Consider the following 21067-nt stretch of genomic DNA (forward strand, 5'->3'; position numbering starts at 1 on the left):
ATTAATAGACTTTTACCCAATCGATATACATATGTACTTTTTCTCCGTCTTTCAGCGCTGTGATATCGTTTATGTTGTGGATTCCGGGAAAATCACCTCCTACAGCAAGATTGAATAAGATATAGAAGTTGTCTTGGAAATATTCATAGCGTCCACTGATTTTGCTGATGTCAAAAGAGCGGAATTTGATGTTGTCAATAGTTATTGTGAGGCTATTTTCGTCCCGATCTAATGTATAGGTATGATATTTTCCGTCTTGCAAATTGTTAACGACATTTGCCGCATGATATTCTTGCCGGTGGGTTTCGACATTCTCCCCATAATGAATAGCTGTGTTTACAAATGTCTCAGAAGTGCCCGAAGCTATTCCGTTATGCTCACCCATTTCCATGATGTCAATTTCTCCGCATTGTGGCCAATGCTTATCATTATCTCCCATCATCCAGAAGGCTGGCCATAAGCCGTTGCCAGTTCTGGGTAGTTTTATGCTTGCCTCTATTCTTCCATACTTGAAACTCTTTTTTCCTTGAGAATTTACCCGTCCGGAGAAAATCTTGTTTCCTTTCCGTTCAGCTGTCAGAATCAGAACTGATTTACCATCGTCCATACCAACTGATACATATGCCGGATCGTAGGCTTGCAACTCATTATTGACCCATCCAGGTTCATGGACCTCTTTCGTCCATACATTTTCATTGAAGGAGTTAAAATCGTCTTTGAAAAGAAGTTTTTCCGGTTCTTCTGGTTCTGTATATCCATCGTTGGAGGAGCAGGCTTGCTGCATTGAACACATTGATAATAGTAGTAAAATTATTACCTTTCTCATATTACAGATAGTTTAAGGTTAAACTTATTTTTCATAGCTGTTTGGGATAATAGACCGTAATAAAATGTCTCTTTCATATTGGGACATTTATTTTACTGCTTTTTCCTTAAAGCCTGATACAAAGATGATAATAGTAAATAATAACAATGGGCAGATTGCTGACATATAAGGTTTGATAGCTGACAATTTTTATGCTCAGCCTTGTATTACGTAGACGAGTAAATACAAATTAATATGATCTGTGTTTTCTGTGTCCGGATTTTATTCTGAGTATTTGCTAGGCTGGACACCAAATTGTTTTTTAAATAATGAACTAAAGTATTTTGTGTTTACAAACCCCGTATCGGCAGCAACTTCAGTTACGTTTCTACCTTCTTTTAATAGTTCGGCTGCTTTTTGGAGTCGTATGATGCGGATGAATTCTTGCGGCCCTTTCCCTGTCAACGATTTGAGGCGACTGAAAAAAAGTGTTCGGCTCATGGCCATTTCACGACATAGGATATTGATGTTAAAATCAATGCTACTCATGTTTTCGATTATAAGTTGAGTCGTTCGTATGATAAACTGACGATCTCCTTCCGACATGATGTTCAGAGATGATTCGTCAACTTTACTCTCATGAACTTCCTGATTTTCTGCTATCTCTTCACTTTCTTTATTGTCTGTGTGCCTCTTGTTCGACTCAACCTGTTCAATGGCTTGTCTCATGAAGAAATCCCTTTGCCTATTCCTGTTTTCAATTAGTCCTTTTACCTTCAACTTCAGAATTTCAGTACTGAAAGGTTTGGGAATATAGTCATCCGCACCTTTTTTTAATCCTTCAACTGTGGCATCATGGTTGACTTTTGCTGTTAGTAGAATGAATGGGATGCCTGATGTATTGGGGTTGTCTTTGACTAACCTGCAAAGTTCGTCTCCTTGTATTCCCGGCATCATAACGTCGGACAGTATTAAATCAGGGTACTCGTTTGAAAGATAGGATAGGGCTGCTTGTCCGTCAGATACATCAATCACCCGGTAATCATGTTCAAAAGTTTTACGTAAGTAATAGCGGAGAGCTTCATGATCCTCTACTATAAGCAGAATATCTCTGGTTAGCTGCCTGCTTGTATCTTTGATTTCTTTGTTTCCATATTTTGCAAAGTCTATAGTCTCAGTAAGTAAAACTTTCTTTGAGGTATTAGTTTGTTTTGGTGTTGGTACAGTAGAGGCATCGGTCCTTCTTAATGTTACAGTAAAGATACTTCCTTTATTTTCTTCAGACTGAAACGTAATCTTTCCATGCAGCATCTTCACAATACGATGCACTTGTAAGAGCCCAAAACCTGCTCCATCCTCCTGAGATCCCCGTGCATTTTCCGCCCTGTATACATCCGAAAACAAATGTTTCCATTCTTTCTTTGGAATACCAATGCCGCTGTCTTTAACTTCTATAATTGCTTTTCGTTTGGTACAACTTAAACTTAAACAGACATCGCCCTGCGGCATAGTATATTTGCAGGCATTGGAAATAAGATTGTCAAGTAACATCTCTATGATGTGCCTGTCAGCCATAATACGAATATCTTCATCAGGTAAAGACAGGGTTAAGTTTAATTGTTTTTTATCGCAAAGCGGCTGAAAACTAGCAGCTTCTTCTGCAAGAATATCATTAAGGCTCAATGGGTTTAATACAAGCTGTTGCTTATAGGTATCAACTTTCTCAAATTCGAGTAGTTGTGTGATGAGCGTATAGAGTTTTTGAGTATTGTTGCGTGCCAGTTCCAGAAAATAGAGAGATTTGCCGGAGAGTCCCTCCTCTTTTCTCATATCTTCCAGTGGTGCCATGATAAGTGTCACTGGTGTCCTGATGTCATGCGCAGTATCAATGAAGAATCGTATTTTGTCTTCATCATATTTTTTCTGAAGTCGATTGCTATTATATCGTAAGATGAAGTAAAAAATAGTACCTGCAATACAAATATAAAACAGCCATGCCCACCATGAATTCCACCAAGGTTCCGACACATTCAATATAAGCGTTCTTTCGGATATTATTTCTCCATTACTTTGGCGTAAGCTGCGCACCTTAAGAATATAAGAACCCGGAGATACATTTGTGTATCGCACCATACCATTGGAGGATATACTACTCCATGATTTTTCGTATCCATCCAGAATGTATTGATAGGCAATATCACGTTGAAATCGATAATTGATTGACTCAAATGTAATTGCAAATGAGTTGTGAATGTAATCAAGTTGGACTGTACCATTAGTCAACATGTCATAAATGACAGGGCGTAAACGTTCTTCTTCATCAGTACTCAGATATTCTATCGTTAGTCCGGTAAATCTTAATGGAGCCTGATAGTTTGTTGCAGCAATGGCATTAGGTGTGACGCAGACAACACCATTTGTGCTACCATAGATAAATCTTCCGTCTGCAAGTCGAGTAAATGAGGATTTGTTATATTCTTTGTTTATATCACCCAGGTAATTAAGATTCGACACCTTGAAGTTTTCTACTAATGCAAGTCCTTTTCCTGTGCTTACCCATAAACGTCCCCTGGAATCTCGCTGCAGACTATATACATCATCAGATGGAAGTCCCTCTTGTGTGGTGAGCATCCTCAATTCCCGAGTACGCATATCATACAGGTTTAGTCCACCTCCTTCGGTACCAAGCCAAACAGTGCCATCGCCATTGAAAAGCATAGAAATGATATATGCACTGGTATTTTGATTCTGAAATTCCTGGAATGTAGCATAGCGTTGTATATTCCCGCTATGTTTGTTCACCAGGCAGAAACCATTAACAGTGGCTACTGCTATCTGGTTATGCTCTACCACTTCTATGGAGTGAATCCATTTTATATCGTATGATTGTATATATCGTCCCTCTTTATCCATCATCAGTAGATCTCCGTCCAGACCTCCCACCCAAAAATCTCCATCCATATCCTGCTTTATGGAAAATATGTAATTTGTTGTAAGCACTCCCTGCTGTTTGGTGAGATGTCGTATAATTTGTCCCCTGCTGTTCAGAAGATAGATGCCATCCCCATAAGTCCCTGCCCATACTGACCCCCCTTCACCTTTACACAAAGTGACTATTACATTGCCTTTTAAGCAATGACTCCAGGTGTGGGAAGATGCATCCAGTATGCTGATTCCATCATCGGTAGCAAACCAAAGGTCTCCATTGATATTCTCTTCTATATCATCAACGTTATTATTGGCTAATGATTGTGAATTCCCTCTTTCATGTGCTAATACTGTAACAGGGTATCTCGACAGGATGGCGACGGATACGCCTCCAGAATAGCTTCCTATCCAGATATTTCCCTGACGGTCTTTGGTGATGGCATATATACCGTTGCCTAATAAAAAAATATCGGTACTGTCTTCTGTACTCATTAACCGATGAGCTTTTTTCGAATCTCTATCTACTGTATACACACCTCCACCATCTACCCCTACCAATACTGTATGGGAGTCATAACTTGTAATAGCTCGTATTGGGTTGAGAAAACTGAAATTTTGCTCTTTCAGAGGAAGCAGAGAGGAAGTATTCAGGTTCATTACCCATAAGCCATTATTGACTGTCCCTATCCAGAGTTCATTTTTAACGACGTCGCAAAATAATGTCTGTATGTCCTTTCCGTTTGCCAGCCAGCGTGTCTCGCTTAACTTGGAATGCAAGAGCTGTAATACTCCCATAGAAGTGCCGACAAAAAGAAATTCACCTGTAGAAACAATATCATTTACATATTGTTTCGGAACAATAGAAGTAATACGACCATCTGCCTCTTTCCTATATAGTCCACTGCTTAGTCCGAACCAGAATGTCCCTTTATGGTCTAGGCATAGCTTATTAAGTATGATTTCTCCACTGATGTATTCTCCCAAATATAAGTCTTGTTCAAAACAGTCATTTTGAATGGAATAACGGTATATCCTTCCGGTATGGTCGTATGCCCACAGCCCGCCATAACGTTCATTGTACAGCAAACGAAGTCTGCGCCCAGCCATATCGCCATAATGAAAGTCACCCGGCAAGGTATAGCTTTTTATGGTTTGACCGTTATAGCGGTCTATTCCTACTTTTGTTGCAATCCATATTACGCTATGATTATCTTCAACAATAGAAAACACACGTTGACTACTAAGGCCTTCGGAGTAACCGATATGCCTGATATCAAACATACTGTTGGTTAATTCAGCTTTGGCTGTTATGCCGATTATCCATAATATTATAGTAATAGCATATTTCAAGAATAACCTCATAGCTCGAATAAACATATAATAGATGAATAAAAACGAATAACCTGCCTCCCATTTAAGAAATTACCTAAAAAGGATGTATGGTTAATATTATTATACTTGACAATAAGAACATTTATAAAAATGCGTCATTATGCTAATCCAAGATAAAGTTATAGAAATTTATTGTATCGCAGGCGATTCTTTTAAGGAATTACACAGCAAATCAAGAAAGTCGAATGGTACTAAACTTGTTGTGCCCTTTACAAACAGAAAGAAGCATAGGGCTGAAATCTATTTATATCAGAGGCTTTGGAAAGCCCGTATTCGTATACTAAAATAAAAAAACTTATGCCTCAAATTATTATTTATTTTCTGAAATATAGTATTGTTTTTCTGTTTCTTACCGATTGATTTTTATTCGCTGTTATTGACGAATAAAACTACAAAATATTTCCTGTTATCATAAATCCGGTTCCAAAATCGTCCGTTTTACGGAACTGTTTTTTTGAGTGAAATATAGGTCAGAATTCAGTTCTTTTTTCCGTCGTATTTATTAGTTTTATAAATAATGATTTAATATGACTAATATGGTCGTTGGTTATACGCGGGTATCCACTCGGGAACAGGGCTGAATCTGCCACTCCCCGCCTATTCTTCCAAATTATTGCTTTTCCTGAAATTCTTCGGGGTATCCTGATATAATTCTTTGAAACATTTGATAAAATAATGAGCCTGACTAAAACCTGTAAGATAAGCAATTTCCGAAATGGATAAATCTGTCTCTTTTAGCATATTTGCAGCTTTTCTCAGACGAATATTTCGGATAAATATATTGGGGGTTTCGCCTATCATCAGTTTAAACTTGCGATGTAAAACAGTCTTACTCAGATGCATTTCTGCCGCGAATTCATCTATTTTGAAATTCTCATCCATCAGATGTTCCTCTATTATACGGATTGCTCTTTGTAAAAAATCATCCTTGGGTTGAATTCCGGCATTATCGCTCTGAGGCGATAGCAGATCTGTAATAATTTGCTTTCTGCGCTGCTGACGTGTTGCATACACATTCACCATCTGTTTGATAAGTATTTCGGGGTCGAACGGTTTTTTTACATAAAAATCCGCACCTGATTTATAGCCCTGCATTTCATCTTCAGATGAAGATTTTGCCGATAGCAAGATTACAAATATATCTGAATACATCGGCGCATTCTTTATCGTAGAGCAAAGTGTCAGTCCATCCATTTCAGGCATCATAACATCCGACATCACTATTTCGGGAAGATTATTTTTGATAAAATCTAATGCCTCTATCCCATTCGATGCCACAGCCACATCGAAATGTACCGCCAATTTCTTCCTTAGATAGTCACGTAACTGATTGTTATCTTCAACTAATAAGATGGTGAAAAGATTATCTCCGTCGGTATATTCTTTCTCTTCCTGTAGAGGCTCTGACTCTTCTATTTTTTTCGCAGGCAAATTGATCGTTATAGTTGTTCCCCGGAGAGGTGCCGATTTTATTTCGATGCCACCTCCCATCATGTGTATAAATTTACGGGTAGTATATAGACCAAGTCCCAATCCCTGAGAATTATTATCTTTCTCTTCCTGATAAAATTTCTCAAACACTTTATCCTGATTCTGAGCATCTATTCCGATTCCTGTATCACACACTTTCAGATAGAAGATATCTGATAATTCATCATAGTTGAGTAACACATCTATATCCCCTCCCTCTTTTGTAAATTTGAGAGCGTTGCTAATCAGGTTGTACAGAATTCGTTCAAGCTTGATGGTATCAATAGAGACAAACAACCGCGAAATATCCGGCTTGTAAGATAATTTTACGCTATTTGACTTCGCCAGATAATCAAAAGCATTGACTATAATCTGGATAAAGGAAACCAGTTCTACATTCTTTTCTTTTATCTCGGTATCGATAAGTTCTGCCCGTTTGAAGTCGAGTATAGTACTAAATATATCGGACAAAAATGTTGCGTTTTTAGAGATTATCTCCAATTTCTCTCGCTGATCTTCATTCATTCCTTTATCTCTCATCAGGTCACTGATGGGCGCTATTATCAGAGAGAACGGAGTTAACAGATCGTGGGACAGACCTGCAAAGAAGCTTTCTTTCTCCTGTAATAGTTCTTCCTTCTTCTTTTTTTCTATTTCTTCCAGTTTTTGCAATTGCCGCTTTTTATAATAGTTTTTTATGGTGAAGAACAATGATAATAATGACAAGAATATAACCGACGACAAAATCATATAAAACAGGTTTGTTCTCCACCAAGGTGGGGTAATCTCAATATGCAGACTCCATAGCGGTTCATTATCTTGAGTCAGAGATGCATTGTTTAGTCGGATAAGCAATGTATAATCTCCCGGAGGCAATTGAGAAAATGTGATTGGCTTCGAAATATCCAAATACTGCCAATCTTCGCTAAAGCCCTTGATCTGATATTGATAGCTATTGTGATAGTTGTCCCATCCTACTTCTGTAAACGAAAGACCGATCCATTTGCAGAGATAAGACAAGGTAATGGAATTGATATACTCTGTATCTTCGTTTAACACTACTTTGCCATATACTTCCTGCCCTACATCCACTATCTGGTGGTCTATCTGCAACTCTGTCAATAGAATTTTTGTATGATTGGGCTGACTTAATACAGTTTTGGGATCGATAAGAAGCAGATTTTCTGTTCCTCCAAACACAATGTATTGTTTACCGTCAGTTTCACAGCGGGATGTTGAGAATAACACTTGATTATTAGCAATTCCGGGGTTAATCTCTTTTAATTCGCTACGTCCGTCAACATAGCAGAATATTCGATTCGAGACGGAAAACCATAAATTGTTGTCAACATCAAGTATAACATCACGTATTGCCCCTTCGGGCAGCATTTCTGGAGAGACAGGATTTTTCAAACTGTCGTTGTCTGAATAATCCAATTTTCTCAGACCTCCAGATGTACCTAGCCACAAGCAATTATTTTTAGTATCTTCCGCCAGACTATAAACCATTTCGGAACTATCTTTCCCATATTTCTGCGCTTTGTTCGTCTGCGGATTGAATAAATAAATTCCACTATGTGACGATATCCATATCTGGCCGTCAACAGCTTCGGCAAAGCCTGTTATTTCATCCATCCCGAAAGAATCGTAATGAATGTAATTGGTAAATGTTTCTTTCGCCGCATCGTAATTCATTGATACTAATCCAAATTGTTTCGTTCCTATCCAAAATCGGTTCTTACTATCCTTGAACATCGACGTCACTTTACCAAATCCGTTGTCTACACGGAATGTTTTTAGTGAAAAATAGTGAGTCTTTTTTTTTAAAGAAGTATATAAAATTCCAATATTATCGGTACCAACTATAAGAAGGTCGTCGTCTTTATAGAGTGATAGAATATACTTATGAAAAAGATTCCCTGAGCTTTTAGTTTCTTTCGGAAGTAATGCCTTGTTTCTCAGATCATATAAATACAAACCATCCCCCAATGTGCCTACAAGCAAATGATCGTTATCAAAATAACGTAATGCATAAGCTGCCGAAAACCCATTTCGATTGATCGGAGCAAGGGCTGTTATTCCCCGATTTTCATCATTAAGCCGAAAAAGACCAGCTCCGTATGTTCCTATCCATAATTTGTTGAAACGGTCGCGAAAAAATGACATGATAACAGGAGCATCCGTTTTTACGGTACTTGCAGGCATTCCTGATTGCAAGTTCAAAGTCTTCACTCCACTGCCCCATGTTCCGAGATAAAACTGATTATTACCGATAGAATAGATACGATAAATATCGCCGGTATTGTTATTTATGTTCTTATCGGCTACAGAAAAAGTATTCTCATCCCATTCCAGCCTATGCAAACCACTTGTCCATGCAGAAAACCACAAACTATTTTTCTCTCCTGTATCAAGAAACTGTGTTATAGCAAAATAGTTATCTTTAAGCTTTATATCTTTTCTTTTTTCCAGATCGTATAGAAAATAGCCGTAGTAGGTTCCTATCCACAATTTCCCTTCTGGTTTTTCAATAATGCTGGATACTACATTCTGAGGATAATGTTTAGACACTTGAAACGACAAATCACCCATTCCTGTAGGCTCTAATTGATACAAACCGTCTTCCCAACTTCCCAGCCATATATTCTTTCGGGAATCTTCATAGATTGTGACTACACGCTGAGGATAATCCTTTACAATATCTCTGAGATGTATAAACTTATTCTTGCGAGGATTAAATATATCCACTCCCCCAGTCTTAAACCCAATCCAGAGTAAGCCCTGAGAGTCGAACATAAGAGTTTCAATATTATTCTCGGTCAAACTATTTTCTGAGTTATCATTTCTATATACTTTAAATTCCCGCCCGTCGAATCGGTTAAGACCATCGTTCGTCGCTATCCAAAGAAAGTTCTCGTTTTCGCAAATTGCCGTTACATCAGTACCTGACAGCCCGTCGGCTGTTGTGTAATGATTGAATACCTGTGAATATGATAGCACAGATATTGCAAGTACAAACAAAGTGAGAATGGCGCGTTTCATTGGTAAAAGATCATTAATGCTTAGTCGGGTAAAGTATAATACAAATTAAGCATCCTTTTTCTTAATTTCAATCCTAATAGTGTTAATTATTGGCAAGCACCGACGATTGTCGGACCTACATTTTTCTGATTAAAATCTTTGCCTCCAGTATCTATTCCTAAAAGCTCACTCAGGTTCAGACCATTTGTTCTTAAAGGAGAATTATCCGGTAAGAAATAAGCATCATAAGATGATAACTGCTTTGGGTCTGTCAGATTCGTTTTTCCTGCATTTCTAAATTCAGGCGAAATATTTTGCCCTACCAATTTACCATCCTGATATTCTTTTTGATATTGTTTCGCCCAGTTTTCCAGATTATTCATATTCTTCATTTTAAACCCGCCGGAGCTAAGACTATACCAATTATTGGCTAAGAATGTACTATTATGTTCTTTACCTGTTATCAGGTCATTTTCGGCTACAAAAATATTGTTATAGAAATAGAAATTTTGGTGAGCACTATTCGCTTCATAACTAATCGCTGCTCCCTTTTCGTTATAAATGGTATTATTATAGAAATAACAATCCTTTAATAGCGTCGAATCTCCGGTCGCATTCCAGACAAAGACACCCGAACGCGAAGCAGAAACAAGCCCGTCATTTTCGCTGATGCAGTAACGCACCGTATTATTATACCACGGACTTGCGTTATTGTATTGAAACAGGCCATAACCGCTTCCTTCATTTTCATATGATAAGCAATATTGTATAATTGAGTTTGTTACACCACCATCTAAATCGAAACCTCCGCCATCGGCTGCCCCTTTCTGAGTCTTGTTTCGGTAAGCTATGCAATATTGAATCAAAACATTATCGGCTTCATAAGCCCAAATACCGACAGGACCATTTCCCACTCGCGGCATATCCCAACCATTGTTGGTGGCAGTACAGTATTCTATTGTTACATTGGAGCAATTACCTACCAGTATACCATTTCCACTGTGATTGGTCAGATTGGTAGGATCTCCGGGATTATTATCAGCTTTACTATTTCTTATTACTATGTTTTGTGATGCATCTTTTCGATCTGCTTTTCCACTAACAAATATTCCTGCAAATCCATTATCATGGGCATTAATACCATCAGCGATAACATTAGAGGAAGAAGATATATGTAGTCCCGATTTTTGATAACCTTCGGCCTCTATTTCCGAAACATATATACCTTCGCATTCATAGACAAGCAACCCATCTTTTGTGTTCCCATCTTTTCGCCCGCTACCAATCAGATGCAGACGTTCAATTTTCAGGTTCTTAGAATTTCGGATATGCATTCCGACACTATCTCCCGAAGCCACTTTTGCTTTTCCGCTACCAGAAGAAGTGATTATTATCGGCTTTTCTTTGGTTCCTACTGTCAGGGAATCTATAGCAATGCTTTTAAATAATCCGTCACTCATCAGGCAAATAGTATCTCCAGCCTTCAATAGAGAATAATCCACATCACAAAACGATCCCCAAGGATTAAGTTTCGAGCCGTCGGTATGTTCCTTATTATTATTCCCTACATAGTAAGCCTTGTTACTCTGCCCTTTATCACAAGATGAGAGTATAATTACGAAGATAACAGATAGTGCAGCTAATATTACTTTTTTCATATGTATATTTTTAATATAAGATGTTTATCTCCTCCCCTTTCATATCCCCGGATAATTACACCGGGGATAGACAGGAAAAAATGGTTCACAAAAACTACTTATTAAATAAAGGCTATAAACTATTTATTTTGTTTTATAAAATGTTGCAGAAATAGGTTTTATACTATTTTCAATTTAAATCATATCCTATAATTTCCAATATTGGGGTTTCCCTTCCATTCAGAAAGACGCTCTTATCTTTCACAAACTCTATGAGTTTATTCCAGTTTTCATCTTTGGAGTCGTACCACATCGCTTTATCAAATTTATCGCCATACTTCTTAAAGCCGCTTCCGGTATATTTCAATGGACCCACATACAGATTGTTTTCTATGAAGTTATTTGTCGATTTTGTTGCATCAAACGCAAGATTTGGTTCTTCCACAAAAATATAATTGTTACAGAAGAATGTACTATCAGCATACCCGCGCCAATCATCGGAATGAACTATGCGTCTATCCATCTTCGGCAGTTCTTTTTTGCATACATAGAAAATATTTTTCTCTATCCTGCTATTGCGTGCAGGCCCTGTGATATGTATCACCGGTGAGTAATGCTCAGTTTTCTTTTCCATTACAATATGTTTTCTTATCCCGTCATTAATACTGATATTGTATTCAACCACAGTTCCATTATTCCCTGCACTCCAATCTTCAGGCCATCCTCCTGAATTACAAAGCAACAAAAATCCTCCTTCACTATTGCAACTCAGGTTGTAACGAAACTGCGAATTATTAGAATTGTAATCAGAATCGTACCCATAACCATCCGTCTGTGACTTATGACCATCCACAACATTATATTGTATAATCGTGTTGTCGCTAGAGAAAGGCCAGATACCATCGCAAGCCTCTGAGGCTGGCAAGGTACGAGGGCAGTTTTTCATTACATTGTATTCTACAATTGCGCCGTCACATGCCGTAGGAACTATTCCATCGCCGGGCACACCATCAATTACATTGTTACGGATTACCACATTCAAACTCGGGAGCCATTGTTTCCTTATCCAGTTGCCCCACATAATAATACCATTGCGTTGCGAATCCTTTATAAGGCAATTTTGCACAAGCAACCCGTCGAAATACGATGGAATAGAATCCGTATCATCGTCTTTGAAATTCCGCAACATCATAGCTTGTCCTCCTCCTGCATCCTCATGTTCATGCCCCTCGCCCTTAATGAGAGAACCATAAACGTCATGGATAAAAAGATTATCTATAATTATATTCTCTGCTCTTCCATAGTTTTGAAGTTCTACGAGTAACCCGCTCAGATATGGCCGAATTTTCTCTCCTTTATTGGAGATTTCTATATCTCTGACTACAATGTGCTCACAGTTGAAGATATGTATCATTTCCAGACTGGAGGCATCCCCTTTTATATGCGGCATTGACTCTCCTCCATACTTACCTATTACAATAGGTTTACCCGCTTCGCCCTTACCGCTGAAATATAATTTTTCAGTAAATACAGAACCTGATTTTAATAATATACTATCGCCGGGTTTAACATTTATATCTCCCAATTTAGCTAAACTTCTTAACGGCTTGGAAGGATTTGTTCCCGCATTGGAATCATTACCGTCAACAGCATCGAAGTAATAGTTTGTCGTTTTAGGCTGAGTACATGCTACCAGCAAAATGGTTAGTAACAAAATCGCAGCTTTTAATATATTTTCCATAACAATATATATTTTTCTATTTATCCATTCTTTGTGTTTATTCCCAATCATCTGTCCTGAATGATGAAACGGGAAGACCTCCTGTCCCAAATAATTCGGCCTGCACATAATCTTTAAATGCATAACGTACTGCTTTCGGTTCCTTTACTAAATAGCTGGACACAACAACTGTACCTTTTTCTCCATCTATATGTGCTTTGGCTTTGACAAAGACCTTATTATCTCCTGCTATTTCAAATAGATTCAACTCTTTTCCGTAACTGGTAAGACCCATAAATTGTTTAGAAAAGTGAATAATCGCTTTATCTCCCTCTATCTCCATACGTTCATATTCAGGACTCTCGAATTCAAATCCTTTGGCTCCATATGTATTTGCGAGTGCGAGAAGAGCCAGACGTTGCCCTACTTCTTTTTTTTGCGAGGGATGAATCTGATATTCTTCTCCTACGTCCAGCAACACAGCCATTTTACTATTAGGTATAAGTGATTGCGATTTCATCTGCGCCTCTCGCTGATAAGCGGATATCTCAGGCCATTGCGGTGTAAAGAAGTTCCATTCTTTATAATCATAGGGTGCTATCTGTGCAAAATAGAATGGAAAATCTCCTACACTCCATATTTTTCGCCAATCCTTTACCATAGCAGCTACAGACGGTGCATAGCGAGGCACATTAAAGATATTGGATTCGCCCTGATACCATATCATACCTTTGATGTTATAACCAACTATGGGATGTATCATACCATTGTATAGCAAAGTAGGGACATTACCTATCCATTGAGATTTTTCTTCGCTTTTCTCCGGTACTTGAATACCGGGAAACTCGCGACATGCAACATCAGTCATCCAAGCCTCTACGTTAGAACCGCCATAACTAGCATTGATAATACCCACAGGTATATCCAGTTGCTGGTTTAGCAGATCTGCAAAGAACCAACATACAGCACTACAATCGCCTGTTGTGGAAAGAGAAGATGTTTCCCATTTAGCATTTTCAAATTCTTCTTGGACCCTGTATGCTGCCATTGCAGGAATATTGATAAAATGGATTTTCCGCCCTTTCGATTTAAGAATAGCTTCTGTAGAATGCATCACTGGTTGGTTTTCATATCCTTTTAGTAGCATACTCATATTCGATTGGCCGCTAGCTAACCACACCTCACCAATATATACGTTTTTCAGTTCAATAATATTCGAACCTTTTACTGTAATCGTATATGGTCCACCTGCTACGGGAGTTGTTACCAGAATTTTCCATTTACCGTTTTTATCGGTTGTAACATCATATGATATCCCATCCCACGACGTAGCCATACTGATTTTAGAATTTTCCTTTCCCCACCCCCATACAGGTGTCTGAGATTGCTGTTGCAACACCATATTATCCGTAAAGACAGAGCCAAGTTTTAAGTCTTGCGCAAATAGGGACATATGGCATATCAGACCCAATAATATAATGATCTTTAAGGTCTTCATATCGTTATTTTATTTTGACAGAATATTCCCGTTTGGTTTCGAAACTCTTTATTTCAGCCTTGTTATAATCTCCGGCTGAAGGCTTCACATCGAAATACATCTTTGTCTTTTCGGATAGAGGATAAACTACCAGTCTTAATTTCTGTCCCTCAACTTTAGGAATAATCCTTTGTAAACCTATTTGCCACGGAGTATTGTCATTGAAACTATCAGCTGAAAGAATATGTCCGTTATACAATTCGGCACGATCACCGGCATATCTAATATGTGTATATAGTGCACTCAATTTTTCGAACGAACCCCAGGGAATATTTATATCCCATTCGCTGAAAATAGGGTAATTCAACGTTTTAGCATAAACCGGTTCATCTACAATTACAGGCTCTAGAGGACGATCGTGTGCTCGTGTCGACGACGGATTTGTATACATATCGGCAGCTAGCCACGATTTATCTGTAGAAAATTCTATACGGTCATAGTTACTATATTCAACAATTACTCTTGCTGCAAACTTGGCATTTCCTTCAATATAAGGAAAATCCACAAACATCATATTCTCCCCTTTAGTTACATATCCCGTAATATCAATAGCATTAATCTGACCCGGCTTAACATCTTGTCTTATCCATTTATCATTCATATGCAATTTACAATCAGATTCGGGATAAATATAAAGTGTAGCTTTACGAAAAGCAGATGGATTATCGAGACTGAACTCCTTGATGAAGAAGCGATGGTGACGTACCTGATAGGCTGGTATATTTTTGAAATTTGCTGTTTCTAGCCATTTTGCATCTGCAAACAAAGGATGAGCTGTCAATTTTATTTCACCTTGTGCACCTGCTTGATAATTATGTTCAGTGAAACCATCCTGCTTCATTTCATATACTTTTATATCCTTACCTGAGGTAAATGCATATACAGAATCTAATTTCACATACATATTCGATTCAGATATATAGAATTCTTTTTTACCGCTACGCTCGAGTACCCACGAATTTGTAGCATCCTCTTCATTTAGAACCAAAATCCGGAGTTTACTTCCGTTCTTTGAAACAACATCAATAAAGCAATCTTTGCCCGGTTGAATATCCGTAATCATCATTAAATTGCCTTTTTTAGTAACTGTGACCTTTACCGACTGTACATCGTTGACTGTAGAGGCATCGAACGCAAACTCAGGGCGGACAGTTTTATTCTGAAAAAAGATATATGTATTTTCTATTTTCGACAATGGTTGTGCAGTCGCATATTTTAGTAAAGCGTCATCCATTTTCAGATTCACAGGCCAAATAAAAACTGTACTGTCCGGAATATCTACGCCCGTTTGCGGAAACTGCAAAGTTTCTCCTTTAAATTTAACGCTGAACTGTACGTTTTTTCTTACAGGCTTTGGTACATAACGAGTATAATTAATCCCGAAAAGGAAAGCAGATTCGCCATCGGAACGTACTGCATATTGTAAATCGTCTTCTTTTGTACGAGCAAGAGTAGGAATCATCGGCGCAAGATTTTCTTCAAAACTATTCACGAAATAATGAAGCTTTTTCACCTGATTATATGATGGGTCCAGTTCGCCCGACTCTCTTATTGCCGCTCTGAAATCGTAAGACTTAGCCGGAGTACGGCTCCAATATCCGGTTTCCTCCTGCTCTTCTTCAGTTGAATGCAGTTCGCCTCGTGGATTAGTCCCTCCGGCAAACATATAATACCCAAGAAGGTTGCTCCCCGAACCTAGCTTTGCCAATATCATACCCAAGCCGTCGATAGGCGAAAGTACAATCCGGCGATGATACATCATCGGAATACCAACACCCATCTCGCATGTAAAATACGGGTAACGCTCATAAGTCATATACTCTTCTTTACGGTCTATCTGATCGTTGCCGATATGTTTGCTATCGCGAAACGAATCGAACTGAAAATAGAACGGTAATACATGTTTCTCTACGCTTTCTATCCAAGGCTCGTCGGCATATCCACCCCATAACGGAATAACTTCATACGGAGGAACCGAGCCTCCGCCCCATCCCGTAACGGTATATAATGGCACATCTATACCACATGCCCGGGCTGCATCTTTCAACCATTGAATATGTGGTTCTCCATCTTTTGCATACCAATATTCATTTTCTAGTTGAATACCAATTATATTACCGCCATCTTTGTAATATAGTCCTTTCATTTGATTGGCAACTTCTCCAAAATAACGAACTACATAATTCTGATAAACCGGATCATTCGAGCGGTCTTTAAGAAATTTCTTCTGCAATATCCAATCCGGAGTACCTCCGTTACGCGCTTCACCATGCGACCATGGCCCGATACGCGGATAAACAGACATACCATGTTTCTGACAGAGTTGTATAAATGCCCTGAGATCCTTATCCCCTGTCCAGGTAAACTGACCTTCTGTTTCTTCATGGTGATTCCAAAAAAGATAAGTAGCAATAATATTGATGCCGCAAGCCTTCATTTTCAGAATACAATCTTCCCATTGTTCGGGTTTCAAACGTGCATAATGCAGTTCTCCCATAATGGGTATAACAGGCTTTTTACCGATAGTCAGATATTGATTGTTTACTTCAATAGGTTTATCTGCCGGACCGGGATTCCCCATTTTGAAATACCCCGATTCGAGACGTAAATTTGCCTTTGATACGTCTATCGTATACTTCTGCTGTGCTGTTATCTGTACAATAGATAATGTAAAAAACAGAAGTGGTAATATTATCAGTCTTTTCATTCTCTTTTTTCTTTTAATTGATACTATATATTTCAATCTTAAAATTTTCACTTTCTCCTTCTTTCGACCAACATGTGATTGTAAGCGGCAATTTCGGATTAATATTTTCTTTAGTGATTTGGCTAGTTCTGCTTATGCCATGTCCGATACCCTCCTTCTACATCGAACCAAAAAGCATCCATCAGATAACAATCTATCTGAACGCCTTGTGTTTTCAGTCGGATAGCCTCTATTTTCATTACGGCACCTTATTCTAACGTCCATTTGTCTTTCCACTCTATCACGGGCTTATTATCTTTAAAAGTAAGAGGAAGCCAGACATAGCGTGAATCTATGAGGTTTGTTTTATTCCAACGGTCGAACATTGCAATATATGTATCCTTCTTTCCAACAATAGGTAATACAAATGTGCTTTGTGCATAGAAAGTACTGTCTGCATCCTTTCCAACACATGGATTCCCCATAGCTTTCCATTCTCCAAATATAGAATCGGCAACCGCATATTCTGCAACATTAGGATCCCATCCTGTGCAACCGGAACTCAATATATAATATTTGCCTTGATGCTTGAACATAGCCGGAGCCTCACGCGACATGTCTATAAAGTTACGGGTAAACTTGCCCGTATGTTGAGTATATTCATCGTTTAACAACCCAATATATAGGGTTTTATTCCATTCCGAAGAATAGATGTGATAGGCACGACCGTCGTCATCCTTAAAGATAGTTTGATCGCGACTATCTCCCCCGTTCGGTTTGAACGAACCCTGATAAGTAAATTTTCCCGTAGGCGAGTCACTTACGGCAACCCCCGCATGAGCCTTTTCATAATTGGGACTCTCGATATGCATCCACATAACAAATTTTTTCGTCTTATCGTTATAAATCACTTTCGGACGTTCTATTACTTGCGATGGGTGTAGATCGGACGTGATATCTTCGGGTGTGCAGGGCAATACAACACCTTCAAATTTCCATGTTACAAGGTCTTTGGATGAGTAGCAAGATACACCTCCGGCATCAGCTCGCCAGCATTCCCATGTTGTTACCCAATCGAGGCGATAAGTAGAATCACCTTTGTGTTCTCCATACCAATAATATGTGCCATCGTGATACATTATTCCTCCGCCATGCGCATTGATCGGATTGCCTTCCGTATCATTCCACACTATTCCCGGAATGATTTCCTGTCTGTTTTTCTGAGACTGTGTACAAGCATATATGTAAAATACAAATAAGCAAATGACAGAGCAATAAAACAGTTGTTTTTTCTTGTTCATAATTATATTAGGTTTAGTTTGTTTCTTAAGTTTTTATCTTATTGTGTATTAATTGAAAGGGATTGTTCTCCATATTCCTGTGTTTTTACATTCAGGATAATCTGTCCTTTTTCGCTGTTAGGCTGTATAATCGCCAGTGCTTTTCCTTTATATGTTTTAGGTGTTAGCGATCTAAAGCTATCCATATCTGTCGGACAGGCATTCCCTGCGGCCAGTATCTTTCCATTGCCGGATATACTCAGTTCCAGTTTTGTGTCACTATCAGGAACAATATTCCCATCCTTGTCTATCAACTCTATTTGCACATAAGAGAGGTCATTCTTTGAATTTTTCAAATCAGAGCGATCTGGTTTCAGTCTTATTTTTAGAGGTATTCCCGTTGTAACAAGAACCGCAGATTCTTTTTCCCGGTCTATACCTATACCGGCTGCCTTAAGCGTACCGGGTTCATACTTCACCTTAAAATGAGCTGAATATTTATTAATCCGATCCTGAGCAGTTGCTTTCTCTTCCAATTGCTTGCCATTCAGATATAACCGTACCGATGGATATCGTGCATACACTTTCACATCCATCATTTTATCTTCATATCCTTTCCAGTTCCAACTTGCATCTTCGTCAGGCCAGCCCCAATAACTGATCTTCTCTTGCCATCCTGCAGGTATTGGATTATGTACCAGTATTTCTATTTTACTTTCATTCCATAATACGTCGCGCAATGCAGACTGAGGTTTCTTATATCCGCAAATGTCAATATCTCCGCACCAAGCATTAAACCAAGGCCAATCAAGAAATTGCGGAGGATCTTTCTCGCCTTCTTTTATATTAATCGCATGGCCTATGCCCGACTCACCCAGATAGTCAATAGCCGTCCAGATGAAGTCACCGATTATACTCGGATATTTTTCTACTAAATCCCAGTTAACAGCACGCTCCATTGCAGTAGTCTCGCTTCCATATATTATTCTTTCGGGATATAACTTTGTGTCATGCTCGTATTCCCACCACATATAGTTATAGCCGCCAACATCAAGAGGCCCGAAAGCCGCCGGTGACGCAGTCTTCCATTTCTGATTCGGATTGTCCCAATAATCATTTATCGCAGCAGTTACCGGACGAGTTTTATCATACTTTCGCACAATTTCTTTCAATCGCTGAGCTATAATAACACCCGACGTATCGGAACGTTCCTGTATTTCATTTCCTATACTCCACATGATGACAGATGGATGATTCCGGTCGCGAAGAACCATTGATGCTAAATCTTTTTCGTGCCATTCGTCAAAAAAACGGTGATAATCACCCGGATTCTTCTGCTTCTGCCACTGATCGAAGGCTTCATCTATGACAAGAATACCTAAGCGGTCGCATGCTTCAAGAAATTTTTCAGAAGGTGGATTATGTGCACAACGCACTGCATTAAAGCCATTGGCTTTCAACAACTCCACTTTCTTCTCTTCGGCTCGGTCTATGGCAACAGCGCCCAGCAATCCGTTATCGTGGTGAACACAACCTCCTTTCAACTTGAGTGATTTACCATTCAATAGGAAACCGTCCTTTGCCGAAAAAGAAATACTACGTATCCCGAAAGGGATAGAAATCATATCTTTCAATTTTCCACCCGACTCCAAAAGGATTGTCGCTGTATAAAGGGTCGGAGAATCGACAGACCACAAATCAGGCTTTGATATTTCGATAGATTGGCTTACGGTTTTGGTTTCTGACATATTTAGGTCAAAATCTACTTTTTGCTTTTGTACAAGATTGTTCCGGCTATCTTTGATAATTACGGTAACAGCACTAGCTACCGCTTTGTTTGTTTTGTTGAAAACATCGATAGACAGATTGACATTTGCTTTTTCGTCTGAAATATTATCTGTAGTAATAGAAGTGGCCCATTCGTCAAGATGTAATTTATCGGTAGTTATTAACCATACATGACGGTAGATTCCCGATCCAGCATACCAACGGCTATTTCTACCTTCGTTTTTCACCTTTACAGCTACTGTATTTTCACGTCCCACAGGATTACAAAGCTCTGTTATGTCACAAAAAAAGGATGTATAGCCATATGGATGAAAAGAAACCTGCCTACCATTTACCCAAACTTCCGATTCCATATATACCCCTTCGAAATAGAGAAGCTGACGTTTATCTAATCCTGATTCGGGTATCACAAATATTTTCCGATACCAAGCCGTGCCACCCTGCGTTTGCCCTATAGCAATGCCTCCCTCACTTTTAGCAAAAGGCATCTCCACACTCCAATCGTGAGGTAAGTCTACAGCCGTCCATCCGGCTACATACAGATCGGCGACCTGCCCATTTGGTATATCACCATAATGAAAGAGCCAGTTTTCGTCAAACAATCGTGCTCGTTGGCTTTCTTCATGCTTTTGGCAACTTACGATAACAAATGAGATAATGAAAAACAATATGAAGTAATTTCTTTTCATGTTCTAATTATTTAGCTGGTATAAAGCACATCTCAGCCCCAACTATAAAAGCAGGTTCAGTTAACAGAGTAACCTGTAGTGCAACAGGTTACTCTAATAGCATAACTCTTAATT

General features: G+C 38.8%; 9 protein-coding genes. All 9 read right to left on the reverse strand.

From position 1 onward, the window contains the following. Nucleotide 1: 1 nt before the first annotated feature. Entirely contained in the window at nucleotides 2–826 is an 825-nt protein-coding gene (locus tag B3317_RS15760) for a glycoside hydrolase family 16 protein (protein WP_291113321.1), read from the reverse strand. Nucleotides 827–1087: 261 nt separating this feature from the next. After that, on the reverse strand, nucleotides 1088–5095 hold the full coding sequence (locus B3317_RS15765) for a hybrid sensor histidine kinase/response regulator transcription factor (protein ID WP_291113323.1): 4008 nt from the start codon (nucleotides 5093–5095) through the stop codon (nucleotides 1088–1090). Between the two features lie 627 nt (nucleotides 5096–5722). After that, nucleotides 5723–9637 carry a hybrid sensor histidine kinase/response regulator transcription factor gene (locus tag B3317_RS15770; protein ID WP_291113325.1) on the reverse strand — a complete coding sequence of 1305 codons (3915 nt, stop codon included), beginning with the start codon at nucleotides 9635–9637 and terminating at the stop codon, nucleotides 5723–5725. A gap of 86 nt (nucleotides 9638–9723) precedes the next feature. Continuing rightward, complete coding sequence (locus tag B3317_RS15775) at nucleotides 9724–11274, reverse strand: right-handed parallel beta-helix repeat-containing protein (protein ID WP_291113327.1); 1551 nt, start codon at nucleotides 11272–11274, stop codon at nucleotides 9724–9726. A gap of 169 nt (nucleotides 11275–11443) precedes the next feature. Then, nucleotides 11444–12994 (reverse strand): right-handed parallel beta-helix repeat-containing protein, encoded by a 1551-nt coding sequence (locus tag B3317_RS15780; protein WP_291113329.1) that lies wholly within the window; start codon nucleotides 12992–12994, stop codon nucleotides 11444–11446. Nucleotides 12995–13031: 37 nt separating this feature from the next. Then, nucleotides 13032–14471 (reverse strand): sialate O-acetylesterase, encoded by a 1440-nt coding sequence (locus tag B3317_RS15785; protein WP_291113332.1) that lies wholly within the window; start codon nucleotides 14469–14471, stop codon nucleotides 13032–13034. 4 nt (nucleotides 14472–14475) lie between these two features. Continuing rightward, nucleotides 14476–17217 carry a beta-galactosidase gene (locus tag B3317_RS15790; protein ID WP_291113334.1) on the reverse strand — a complete coding sequence of 914 codons (2742 nt, stop codon included), beginning with the start codon at nucleotides 17215–17217 and terminating at the stop codon, nucleotides 14476–14478. A gap of 248 nt (nucleotides 17218–17465) precedes the next feature. Continuing rightward, on the reverse strand, nucleotides 17466–18497 hold the full coding sequence (locus B3317_RS15795) for a glycoside hydrolase family 43 protein (RefSeq protein WP_291113336.1): 1032 nt from the start codon (nucleotides 18495–18497) through the stop codon (nucleotides 17466–17468). Between the two features lie 38 nt (nucleotides 18498–18535). After that, nucleotides 18536–20953, reverse strand: coding sequence for a glycoside hydrolase family 2 TIM barrel-domain containing protein (locus B3317_RS15800; protein WP_291113338.1), 2418 nt, complete (start codon nucleotides 20951–20953; stop codon nucleotides 18536–18538). Nucleotides 20954–21067: the final 114 nt, after the last annotated feature.

The organism is Dysgonomonas sp. UBA7710, from assembly GCF_002482385.1.
Classification (GTDB): Bacteria; Bacteroidota; Bacteroidia; order Bacteroidales; family Dysgonomonadaceae; genus Dysgonomonas.